Below are 12,646 nucleotides of genomic sequence, written 5' to 3' on the forward strand. Positions count from 1 at the left end.
TGTTTTTTATTTAATTTTATAGAATAACCCTGAAATAAAATAGCTAAATATGAAAAATCTAGTGTTACCATGTCTGCTTGTAATCTGTATTGGATTTCAAAGTTGTAAAAATGAAGAAAAACAAAAAGAAGCTGCAGCAGCAAAAGCCGAAGGAGAAACAGTTGTAAGTACAGAATGCTACAAAGCAATCTACGAAAAAGATACTGTTGATTTGAAACTGAATACCTTAAAGAACGGAAAATTATCTGGCGAAATGGTTATGAAAGTGGCGCCTTCAACAGTTAGAACCGGAGAAGTAGCCGGTGAGTTTCATGGAGATACTTTATTTGTAGATTATACCTTTAAAGATTCAGCTACTAAAAACACTACATTTAAAAATCCGATGGCACTATTGAAACGTGACAAACAGCTAATTTTAGGAAACGGAACCATGCAAACCACAATGGGAGTTACATATCTTGTAAAAGACAAACCTATTGATTTTGAAAAAGTAAAATATAAATTTGATGCAGTTGAATGTGCTGCTAAATAATACTGCAGAATGTAAAATGATTTAGTTTTATAGGTTGTCAAAATAAAAAAGCCGTTTCTTTAATTAGAAACGGCTTTTTGTAATTTATAATTTTAAGTTTTTTTATAAAACTTCACCTTTAATTTTAAGAGCGACACGCCCGTCAGGATAATTTACTGCATTTGTTTCAACAGTAATGGTTTTACGAATTGGCCCTGAAACCATGTTGTATTTAACATCGATTTTTCCTTTTTTGCCCGGCAAAATTGCTGCGGCAGGTTTTGTAACTACAATTGAACTCACGGTTGATTCTGCGCCTGTAATCAATAAAGGAGCGTCTCCGGTGTTTGTAAATTCAAAGGAGCGCAGTCCGTTATCCGTTTTAGAAATTTTTCCATAATCAATTGTATTGTCCGGGGCTGCAAATTCAATTTTTGGGCCGTTTTGTGCATAACTTATTGCGCTAAACAATAAGACTGCAATAAAAGAGGCTGCATTTTTCATATGAAATCAGTTTTTAATTGTAAGTAAATATACATTCTTTTAATTAACACACAAATTATTATTTCTCTTTTTATAGTCTACTTAATTATTTACTTTTGCTGTCAGTTATAAATACAAAAATTGAACCAGTTTTTTGTTTAACCGTTTAATCGTTATTTCGTTTAATCGTTTTTTAGGTTGAATTGTAAATGATTTTATTATTGCAGTTAAACAATTAAAAGTAGACGTATAACACTTATCATTCGATTAAATAGTTAAACAAATAAACGATTAAACAACCTAAGTAAATGACAATTCCAGCACAATTTGACGCTAAAGCGATTGAGAACAAATGGTATGATTACTGGATGAAAAACAACTATTTTCATTCAGAACCAGATCATAGAACACCGTACACCATTGTAATCCCGCCGCCAAACGTCACTGGAGTCCTTCATATGGGACATATGTTGAACAATACAATTCAGGATGTTTTAATTCGTCGTGCCCGCTTAAAAGGTTTCAATGCATGTTGGGTTCCGGGAACAGATCACGCATCAATTGCTACTGAAGCAAAAGTGGTAGCAAAATTAAAAGCAGAAGGAATCAATAAAAACGATTTAACTCGTGAAGAATTCCTAAAACACGCTTGGGAATGGACCGATAAATATGGCGGAACAATCTTGGAACAACTTAAAAAATTAGGTGCTTCTTGCGATTGGGAACGTACTAAATTTACGATGGATCCAGATATGTCTGCATCTGTAATTAAATCGTTTGTTGATTTATATAACAAAGGATTAATCTACAGAGGTTACCGAATGGTAAACTGGGATCCGGAAGCGAAAACAACTTTATCTGACGAGGAGGTAATTTACGAAGAACAACAAGGAAAATTATTTTTCTTAAAATATAAAATCGAAGGTTCAGAAGATTTTCTTACGATTGCAACAACACGTCCTGAGACTATCTTTGGAGATACTGCAATCTGTATCAACCCGAACGACGAGCGTTTTACGCATTTAAAAGGTAAAAAAGCTATCGTTCCAATTTGTGGCAGAGTAATTCCAATTATCGAAGACGAATATGTAGATGTTGAATTCGGAACAGGATGTTTGAAAGTTACGCCTGCACACGATATGAACGATAAAACGTTAGGAGAAAAACACAATCTTGAAATCGTTGATATTTTTAATGAAGATGCTACATTAAATAGCTTCGGATTACATTACCAAGGAAAAGATCGTTTTGTAGTTCGTACTGAAATTGCAAAAGAATTAGAAGAAATTGGAGCTTTGGCGAAGACCGAAATCCATTTAAATAAAGTAGGAACTTCTGAAAGAACGAAAGCCGTAATCGAACCAAGATTATCAGATCAATGGTTTTTGAAAATGGACGATTTGGTAAAACCGGCAATTAAATCAGTTTTAGAAACGGGAGACATTAAATTGCATCCAAAACGTTTTGAGAACACTTATGCGCATTGGTTGAACAACATTCGCGATTGGAATATTTCCCGTCAGTTATGGTGGGGACAACAAATTCCGGCTTACTATTACGGAGACGGAAAAGAAGATTTCGTAGTTGCAGAAAACATTGAAGATGCATTAGTTTTAGCAAAAGAAAGAACCAACAACCAACAACTAACAACCGACAACTTAAAACAAGACGTTGACGCGTTAGATACCTGGTTTTCTTCTTGGTTATGGCCAATGTCAGTTTTTGGAGGAATTATGGATCCGGAAAGCCCAGATTTCAAATATTACTATCCAACAAATGATTTGGTAACAGGTCCGGATATTTTATTTTTCTGGGTTGCGAGAATGATTATTGCAGGTTACGAATATGCTGGTGAAAAACCGTTTACAAACGTATATTTAACTGGTTTAGTTCGTGATAAACAACGTCGTAAAATGTCTAAATCATTAGGGAATTCTCCTGATCCTTTAGATTTGATCGATAAATTTGGTGCCGATGGTGTTCGTGTAGGATTGCTTTTAAGTGCTTCTGCAGGAAACGATATTATGTTTGATGAGGAATTATGTAATCAAGGAAAAGGTTTCTCTAATAAGATTTGGAATGCATTCAAATTGATTAAAGGTTGGGAAGTTTCTGAAACTATTCCACAGCCAGAATCATCAAAAGTAGCAATCGAATGGTACGAAGCAAAATTGCAAAAAACATTAATTGAAATTGAATATTGTTTTTATAAATACAGAATTTCAGATGCTCTAATGGCTATTTATAAATTGGTTTGGGATGATTTCTGCTCTTGGTTTTTAGAGATGATTAAACCGGCATATCAACAACCTATAGATAAAACAACATTTGAAAAAGCAATCGAAATATTGGAAAGTAATTTGAAATTACTTCATCCGTTTATGCCTTTCTTAACAGAAGAAATTTGGCATTTAATTGAGAAAAGAACTCCAGAAAAGGCTTTGATTATTTCTGAATTTCCAGTTTCGAAATATATAGATGTAAAAAGTAGTTCAAATGAATATGAAAAATTAATTTTCGAATTATATCTTAAAATTATCGAAATTGAAGCTAGTCTTTCATATAATGAAGAAATCAATTCTTCCCTTAGATTAGACGACTCTTTTAAAACATTAAGTATTAGATTTAGTTCTTATGAAGATTTATTGAAAGACTTAGTTTTGTTAAAAAACTTTGATTTTTCAACCGAAGTAATTTCTGGAATAAGAACGATCAGAAAAGACAAAAATATTCCGTTTAAAGATGCAATAGAATTAAAAGGAATCAACAGCGAAAATGTTTCGACTTATTTTGATTCAGTTGTAACGAAATTAGGAAACGTTTCTGCTTTCGAATATGTTTCTGAAAAAGTAGATGGCGCTTTATCTTTCCGTGTAAAATCAAATGAATATTTCATTCCGATTACTGGAAATATAGATGTTGAAGCTGAAATCAAAAAGCTGACAGAAGAATTGAATTACACAAAAGGATTCTTAAAATCTGTTGAAGCAAAACTTTCAAACGAGAAATTCGTAAACGGAGCTCCAGAAAAAGTTTTAAATATAGAAAAACAAAAACAAGCAGATGCTTTAGCAAAAATTGCTACAATTGAGCAGAGTTTAGCTGGTTTGAAATAAAATTCAGAGTTTCTATTACTTTATAGAATTAAACCCGACAGGTTTTAAAACCTGTCGGGTTTCTTGTTTTTATATGCAATTTGTCATTCCGAGGAACGAGGAATCACACTATTGGATCGATAAAGATTGGCGACTTTCTTTGTGGAATTTTGCGTGTGATTCCTCGTTCCTCGTAATGACAGAAGCATTATCTTTTTCTTTATAGACAATCAGATTTATTGTTTTTATATGCCCATTTTTTCTAAAAAATAGTCTGAGTTTTTTGATTTTTGTATTTCAAAAAGATATAAATTTAATACGATTTTACGTTAAAATAAAAAATATCATTGCAATGAAAAAATATCTGTTACTTGTGATTATTTCTTCTTTTTTATTGGGATGTTCCAATAAAGAAAATAAAGTTAAAAATGTCGAAAGAGCCTTCTATCACTGGAAGAGTGGATCTTCTTTAAATCAGGAAACAGTCGATCAGCTAAATAAAATGCAAGTAAAGAAAATCTATTACAAATTTTTTGAGGTGGATTATAGTGAAACGATGGGAAATTTCCCCTATCAAAAAAATAGTCCTGATCGATACACATTAAAAAATCTGGATTCCGTAAGTATCGTTCCAACCATTTTTATCAAGAATGAAATCTTTCAATACAATAATGAAAAGTCACTGGATAAGCTTGCAGATAATATTGTTTTTTTAATAAATAAATACCGTAAAGGTCGTTATCAATACAACAACAACGATGAAAACAATTTCGATTATTCTGAAATTCAAATTGATTGTGACTGGACAAAATCAACAAAAGATAAATATTTCTATTTATTAAAAAAGATAAAACAATTATCTAAAAAAGAAATTAGTTGCACGCTACGCCTTTATCCATATAAATATCCTGATATAATGGGAGTTCCACCTGTAGATAAAGTCACGCTAATGTGTTATAATTTGATTAAGCCACAATCTCAGAAAGACAAAAATTCAATTTTAGATATAAACGAGTTAAAATCTTATTTAGATAAAAAAAGAAGTTATCCGGTACATTTAGATGTTGCGTTGCCTGTTTTTTATTGGACATTATGGTATCACAATAATCGTTTTGCCGGATTGGTCAATTTTAATTCTGCAGATATAAGCGGAATTGCTAAACAAACTAAACCAATGTGGTACGAAATGACAGAAGATTATACTTTTGAATATGAATATTACTTAAAAAAAGGCGACCAACTAAAAATCGAAGAAGTCGATTCGAAAACAATTCAAGAAGCGATTTCGATTATTAAAAAAAATGTCGAATTAGACGACACAACAACAATTTCATTATTCCATTTAGACGACAGTACTTTTAAAAAATACAATCATGAAGAAGTTTCTAGTTTTTATAGTTCTTTTAGTAAGTAGTTTTTACAAAAGTTTTGCTTGCGGATATTCGCCTTATGGTGAAGATGTGAGATATTGTTTGTTTAAACCTCAGTATTTTAATTATACTCAGTACAAATCATTCTTTTACAATGCAGATTTATGGGGATTTGATTATAGCAGAAATCCAGAAGATTATAAGCTGAATGTAGATTCTAATATTGCAGACTGGTATAATTATACCAATAAAAAAGTTTCGATTGATGCTATTGAAGATTTTAATTTCAATTTGTCTTACACTGATATTCACTCTAAAAGCGACAACGACTTTATAAAATACTTATATCAACATAATAAAACAACTGCAATTGCTTACCTTAAAATGGCAAAGAATTGTGAAATGATTGGTGATGCAGAAGATGTTTGGGAGAGAAATGAAAATGCAAACAATAAAAGCAAAGCTGAATTATTAGATAAAATTGTAGACGTTATCAATAAAGAACAAAATCAATATTTTAAACGAAAATATGCTTTTTTAACTATTAGATTAGCTTATTATTCTGGAAGAAATGATATTATCAAATCGGTTTTTGAGGCTAATTTTAATAAAGCTAAAAAAGATTATTTGTACTACTGGAGTTTATTTTTCTACACTTTTACGAAATCAAATCCGGGATATATGGTTGATGTAGCCAATTTAATGGCAAATTCTCCAGAAAAAAGTTACGCAAGCTATTTCTATTTTCATCATTATTTTAAAATTCAGGAAGCTTTAAAATACGTTGAAAGTAAAGAAGAAACAGCAAATGTTTATGCTTATGCATCGGTTCAGAAAGTAGATAAAAACCTCGACTATTTGAAAGCGATTTATGAAAACAATCCAAAGTCTCAGATATTAGGATTCTTGCTCTTGCGTGAGATTAATAAAATTGAAGATTGGGTTTATACGCCTTATTATTCTAATTATAATCCGTCTACAGATTTTGGAGATTTTTGGAGAATTGACGAAAAAGTAAAAGTTACAACCGAAACCTTACGCAATCGCTCTGAAAAGGATAGGTTGTATGCAAAAGAAGTTTTGGATTTTATATATACGGTAGATGTTGCTAAAACACAAAATCCGATTGTTTGGGAAGCTTCAAAAATCAACTTGCAATTTATTACAAGAAATTATACGGGTTGTTTAAAAAATATTTCCCTTTTTGAAAAAGCACATCAATCTGAAAAAATAACGGCTGAAATAGAGAAAATAAAAGCGCTTTGTATTACAGCAAATCAGGAAAAAGGAAAAGCGATTATCAAACCTGAAATCGAACCGATTATCTTAAAATATAAAGACGATCCACGTTTTATTTTTGCTTTAGGAAGAGAATTGGAATTTAAAGAAAATAGTACTGACGGATTGGCTTTAATGGCTCTAATTGAAGAAACAACACAGCGATCATATGATTCAGATGATGTAGAATGGCGAGGAAACAGAATTAAAACATCGGGTAATTTACAGGAGTTTTATGTTTATTTTGATTATTTGGATTTTGTTTATTCTGCTAAAGATTTGCAAACCATTGTTGATAAAATAGACAAAGGTTTTTCTACAGAATTTCAAAAAATAATTTATGCAAAACTCTTGAAAGACAAAGATTATCTTAAAGATTTATTAGGGACGAAATATCTTAGAGAGAATCAATTAAACAATGCATTAATTACGTTTAGATCTTTGGATAAAAAATATTGGGATGATAATTATAATGCTTGGGAAAGAGGAAGCTTTGGAGATTATTACGTTTTTGATCAAAATCCGTTTTATGATTTTAAGTACACAAATTCTTTTATTGAACATAAAGAAAAATATTTGGTTACTAAACTTTCTGTGGCGGAACATTTAATAAAATATACGAGTTTGGCAAATAATCCAAAAACGAAAGATCGCGATTATTACTATTTTCTAATTGCAAATTGTTACTATAATATGTCAGATTATGGTAATTCCTGGATGATGAGGCGTTATTCAAGCTTTAGTTATGGAAGTAAAGAAGTAAATGAATCTTATATCGACGAAATTGAATACCGAAACAAAATCAAAGCTATTGCAAATTATAAATTGGCTTATCAAAATGCAAAGACAGATAAATTTAAAGCGCTCTGTTTGCGAATGATGGATTATGTAGAAAAAAATGAATATTCGAGTTCAAAAAGAGTGGACAAAGAATTTCCTGAATTCAGTTCAGATTTATCAGGATGCGAAAGTTTAAAAAATTACTTTACTTCGAGAAGATAATTCAACCCAACAGGTTTTTAAAACCTGTCGGGTTTGTTACTTAAAATCTTAATTTTTGTTCTTTTTTTTCAAAACCAAAAATAAAGGATAAGAAACAACCGTAATTCCAATAATAATAGCAAAGCCTTTTGGATCGCTGTAAATAAATCCAAATAACAAAGCGATAGAGACAATTATAGCAATTATAGTTGTCCACGGATACCAAAAAGAGCGGTAAGGTCTTGGTAAATCTGGTTCAGTTGTTCTTAGTCTTAAAAGGGAATAATACGCCAGTCCCCAAACAATTATAGAGATAAAAGCGGCGAAAGAAAACAACACTTCAAAAGAACCAATACAGATTAAAAACAAACTGAAAAGAGATGAAACCAAAAGCGCTACAATTGGTGTTCCGCCTTTATTGACTTGTGTTCCCTGTTTGATGAAAAATCCGTCTCGGCTTAATCCGTAAAGAATTCTTGGTGGAATCATCATAAAAGCATTCAAAATACTGATTAAAGAAAAAATCGAAATTACCGTTACAATTTTTGCTCCGCTGTCTCCAAAAATAATTTTGGCAACATCGGCTGCAGCAAGATTTGATTTGGCTAAAGTTTCAATTGGTAAAACATGAAAAAAGGCTGCATTTACCAAAATATAAATCGCTACAACTAGTAAAACCCCACTGTATAAGGATTTCGGAATGTTTTTGCTTGGATCATCATTTTCTTCAGCAAAAAAACAAACGGCGTTCCAACCGTTATAAGTTCCTATAATAAGCTGTAAAGACTTAAAAAATCCAAAAATAAGTCCGATTTGAAAGATGGAACTATCGGTTTTGATTTTTGGAACTTCAACTCCTGAATACATAAAACAGGCAATTACCAAAGCTACAAAACAAATCACTTTTAAGAAACTTGTAATTTGTTGAATTACGCTTCCATTTTTGACGCCGCTTAAATGCAAAAGCACAAAAGCAATTAATAAAGAAACGGATATTACGGTAGAGTAATTGACCAGTTCCGGAAATAAAATAATAGTATATTCACTAATCACAATACAGTAAAATGCAGGCGGAATGGCATTGACAATATAATCAAACCAGCCCGATAAAAAGCCTGCATATTCGCCCAAAGCTCTTTTAATATAATTATAAGAACCGCCAGCTTTTGGTAACATTGTAGCCAGTTCGGAGTATGAATTGGCCCCTAACAAAACATATAAACCTCCAAAAAACCAGGAAGCAAGAATTAGCCAGTAATTATCTAATAATCCGGCAATGGAACCAGGTGTGCGTAAAATCCCAACTCCAATTGTTCCGCCAATCAATACAGCAATGTTAAAACTTAGCCCAAGAGTTTTCTTTAATTGGTTTTGTTTGGAATGGGACATATACAGGAATTTAAAATTAAAGTGGTTTCGAAGGTAAAAGTACTTATTAATAAAGAACATTTTTTAAGAAAATAAAAAACCTCACCTTTTGAAAGATGAGGTTTGAATTTTCAAAAAAAATCTGAAGGAATACTAATTCAATATTTTTAGAACTTATAACGAAGACTTGTCATTACCTGACGAGGAGCGATTGGGTTCACACTGTAATTTTCGTGAACAGTATAATTTAACTCATTCGTAATGTTTGATAATCGGCATAAGATGGAGAATTTTCTCCATTCATAACCAAGAGAAGCGTCTACAGTAACGTATCCTTCTAATGGAATATCACGGTCTCTGATAGTTATGGTGTAAGCAGGATCTGGCTTTGGATTAGTTGGAGTAGGAGTAACTGCTGTCCAAAGATAATCATCATTCCAGCCTCCTGTACGATCACCAATATAGTTTCCAATGGCTCCAAAAGTTACTCCTTTAAATAAGCCACTCTGTAATTTGTAGAAAAAGCTCAAATTGGCAGTATTTCTTGGTGTTCTTGCTAAAACATCTCCCACAACAAGACTTCCGTTTGTTCTTGATGATTTAGACACTTTTGTTTCATTATAACTATAACCAGCCATAATATTCAAACCTTCTACAGGATTAGCGGTAATATCAATTTCAACTCCTTTTCCTTTTGTTGCTCCAACCAATTCTTTAATATTCGTGTTCACATTTTGTGTGACACCATCTGCCAAATAAGGAGCGGTTTGTGCTAAATTGTTGTTTGTAATTTGATAAACCGTAACGTTTGTACTCAAAAGACCTTTCCAGAAATCTTTTTTTACCCCCACTTCATATTGATCTATAATAGATGGATCTAAAGGTTTTGAATCGACTGTTGTTCCTGTATTTGGAGTAAAAGAGTTGGAATAACTTGCAAACAAAGATAAATCTTTAGTTGGCTGAACTACCAATCCTGCCTTAGGTGAAAAAGCTTTATTAATGGCTTTAGCTCCTGTTACAGGTATTGCATTTTCGTAAGTAGTTGTAATGACATTTACATTATTCTTTTTCTCTATAACTTCTTTTGTAGTGGTAGCTTCGCTTTCTTGCCATGACCAACGTAATCCTGCCAGAACTTTTATGTATTTATTTATTGACACTAAATCTTGAAAATAGGCTCCAAAACGTTGCGTTTCTGTATTTGTTAATTGAGTAGTTCTTGTTGGATAAGGAATAACAGTACTTTGTGTGCTGTAATTGTAAGTATATAAATTTATAGCGGTAGCTTCTGTGGTTAAAAGGTCTGCAGGTTTTCCAGGAGCGTAGAATCCAAAAGTATAACTAGGAGCCATAGCGTTTTCGTAATCTACACCGGTAAATAATTGATGTTTAATCTCGCCTGTATTGAAAGTTCCTTGTAAACTTAACTGATCACCGAAAATGTTTTCAGCCGCATCAGATTTTGTTAAGCCTCGTTTCCAGTTTCCACTAGCATCAATCGTACTTAATTGTGCTGTAGAAGTTTGTGTTCTTCTGTAATATTGATAAGAAGAATTAAAGTTTAACTTCCAGTTTTTATTAAAGTCATGATTAAATAGCATGGAAGCACTGGAAGATTTTGTGTTTGCAGTTGACCAAAGCGCTCCGAAAAACTCGTTGCGAGGCAGGTCTAAAATAGTCTTTCCATAAATTCCTGTACCAAAATCCGGAGTCCAGTTGGCACTTAGATAATCTCCTTGTAAAGTAATTTGGGTTTTATCTGATAGATGAAATAAAAAGGAAGGATTAACATAAATACGTTCATTTTTAACATAATCTCTAAAGCTTTCAGAGTTTTCATAAGATCCTGTAAAACGATATGCAATAGATTTGTTTAAAGGACCGTAAAAATCAATAGAAGGTTTATAATAAGCATAGCTTCCTAATTGCATAGACACTTCGCCACCCTGAGTGAATTTTGGTGTTTTAGTAACCAAATTCATGATTCCTCCCGGAGCCACATTTCCATACAACAAAGCAGAACCTCCTTTTAAGAATTCTACTTTTTCTAAAGAAGAAACTTCAGGTATTGAACCTGCATTATAACGGAATCCATTTTTAAACATGTTATTGGCACTCATATCATATCCTCTTGAAAAGAAAGATTCCTGTGCACCACCACGGGCAGATCCAACATAAACACCGTTAAGGTTTTTTACAACTTCACTTAATCTGATGGCTTGTTGTTGTTCTATTATTTCACTTCCAACGATTTGGACACTTTGTGGCAAATCCATTACTTTAATTCCGGAACGTGCAGCTTCAATTGGTTTTTTAGGCTTATTTGCTGTGATTAAAACTTCATTAAGAGTTTCCCCTTTTTTATTTTTTACAGTATCGGTTACTGTAGAAGTAGTCTCTCTGCCTGAATAATCCTGACCGTAAGAGACAAAGCTCAATAATCCTAGTGCTAATAGTAAATTATATTTCATGGTATTTATTTAGATTCAATAAAAATTATTGAGTGCAAATATAAATACACATCTTCTTTAACAGGAAATTATGAAGTGGTTTTCTTACTTAAACCTTGCTTAGTCTTTTCTTAAGATTTGCTTAAGTTTTTTCTAATGTTATTTTAATTTTGTATTAATGTGGAAAAAAAAACCTTGCCGCGAAGCAAGGTTTTTTCAATTGAAATTAAATCTAAGAATATATGTCTTAATACAATTATTTTACAACAATTTGGTAAGTAGCCATTTTCCAGATTTCATCGTATTTTTTACCATTGTGTTCTCCGGAAGCTTTATCAGTGTGTGCATATTCTACCATATAATTTCCAGACCAGATTGGAGTAAAAGAGAATTCTCCTTTATCGTTTGTCCATAATTCTTTTTCCCATCCGTTTGGTGCAATTACTTTAATTTTTGCTTCTTTTGCGATAGTTCCGTCATAAGAAGCAAGACCTGTAATTTTAGTATCTTTTTTTGCTACATCTGCATTTTCTGAGAAAACTGCAATTTTGTTTGTGTTTGATGCGATTGTATTTCCTGCAGCTTTGTTTCCAACAACAACTGTTGCACTAGAGTTGTAATCTAATTTCATAGTTCCGTAAACATCTTTTACAGTATGTTGCATTACAACCGTGTAAACACCGTCTTCAGTTGGAGTAAAAAAGGCCTGATATTTATTGTCTAATGCTTTAGAAGTAAGTTTTGTCTCTTTTTTGGAAGGAGAAATAACAATCAAAGAGAAATCTTTTAAATCAGAAAACCATTTATCGGCTTTTGTAATATCATTATCAGAGAATTCTCCAAAGTAAATAGAAATTTCCTGAGCTTTTCCTTTTGTCCCCGTTGCTTTAGTTTCGATCCAAAGTGCGTGAGCAAAAATTTGCGGTGCAGCAAAAAGCATTAAAAATAAAAAAGTTAATGTTTTTAAAGTATTTGATTTCATACGATCAAGTTTAAAATTAGTAGAATGATATTTTTTACAAACATAGTTCTTATTTAGAATAATTAAAAATAAAAACGCATAAAAAAAGCCTTGAAACCAATATATTCTTTGGATTTCAAGGCTTT

General features: G+C 32.0%; 8 protein-coding genes. 4 read left to right on the top strand and 4 right to left on the bottom strand.

What is annotated here, in order from left to right; all coding sequences use genetic code 11:
- Positions 1–49: 49 nt before the first annotated feature.
- Entirely contained in the window at positions 50–532 is a 483-nt protein-coding gene (locus ACFS3A_RS01770; protein ID WP_379823574.1) for a hypothetical protein, read from the top strand.
- 102 nt (positions 533–634) lie between these two features.
- Here the strand turns inward: ACFS3A_RS01770 and ACFS3A_RS01775 are convergent, their stop codons facing one another.
- On the bottom strand, positions 635–1,015 hold the full coding sequence (locus tag ACFS3A_RS01775) for a DUF1573 domain-containing protein (protein WP_379823575.1): 381 nt from the start codon (positions 1,013–1,015) through the stop codon (positions 635–637).
- A 287-nt stretch (positions 1,016–1,302) separates the two neighbouring features.
- On the opposite strand from ACFS3A_RS01775, the gene ACFS3A_RS01780 reads away from it, so the two are divergent.
- The 3 genes from ACFS3A_RS01780 to ACFS3A_RS01790 all read left to right on the top strand — a co-directional run bounded on the left by ACFS3A_RS01780 (position 1,303) and on the right by ACFS3A_RS01790 (position 7,739).
- Positions 1,303–4,110, top strand: a complete 2,808-nt coding sequence (locus tag ACFS3A_RS01780) for a valine--tRNA ligase (RefSeq protein WP_379823577.1) — start codon at positions 1,303–1,305, stop codon at positions 4,108–4,110.
- Positions 4,111–4,441: 331 nt separating this feature from the next.
- Complete coding sequence (locus ACFS3A_RS01785; protein ID WP_379823578.1) at positions 4,442–5,503, top strand: hypothetical protein; 1,062 nt, start codon at positions 4,442–4,444, stop codon at positions 5,501–5,503.
- A complete protein-coding gene (locus tag ACFS3A_RS01790; RefSeq protein ID WP_379823579.1) occupies positions 5,463–7,739 on the top strand; it encodes a hypothetical protein in 2,277 nt (758 codons plus the stop codon). The genes ACFS3A_RS01785 and ACFS3A_RS01790 overlap by 41 nt, the downstream gene beginning before the upstream one ends.
- A gap of 48 nt (positions 7,740–7,787) precedes the next feature.
- Here ACFS3A_RS01790 and ACFS3A_RS01795 read toward each other — a convergent pair whose 3' ends face one another.
- The 3 genes from ACFS3A_RS01795 to ACFS3A_RS01805 all read right to left on the bottom strand — a co-directional run bounded on the left by ACFS3A_RS01795 (position 7,788) and on the right by ACFS3A_RS01805 (position 12,521).
- The gene (locus tag ACFS3A_RS01795; protein ID WP_379823581.1) at positions 7,788–9,107 is read right to left on the bottom strand and encodes an APC family permease; all 1,320 of its coding nucleotides are present in this window, start codon (positions 9,105–9,107) and stop codon (positions 7,788–7,790) included.
- Between the two features lie 146 nt (positions 9,108–9,253).
- The gene (locus ACFS3A_RS01800; RefSeq protein WP_379823582.1) at positions 9,254–11,560 is read right to left on the bottom strand and encodes a TonB-dependent siderophore receptor; all 2,307 of its coding nucleotides are present in this window, start codon (positions 11,558–11,560) and stop codon (positions 9,254–9,256) included.
- Positions 11,561–11,795: 235 nt separating this feature from the next.
- Positions 11,796–12,521 (bottom strand): DUF4198 domain-containing protein, encoded by a 726-nt coding sequence (locus ACFS3A_RS01805; RefSeq protein WP_379823584.1) that lies wholly within the window; start codon positions 12,519–12,521, stop codon positions 11,796–11,798.
- Positions 12,522–12,646 lie beyond the last annotated feature (125 nt).

Source organism: Flavobacterium notoginsengisoli (genome assembly GCF_042686225.1).
Lineage (GTDB): Bacteria > Bacteroidota > Bacteroidia > Flavobacteriales > Flavobacteriaceae > Flavobacterium > Flavobacterium notoginsengisoli.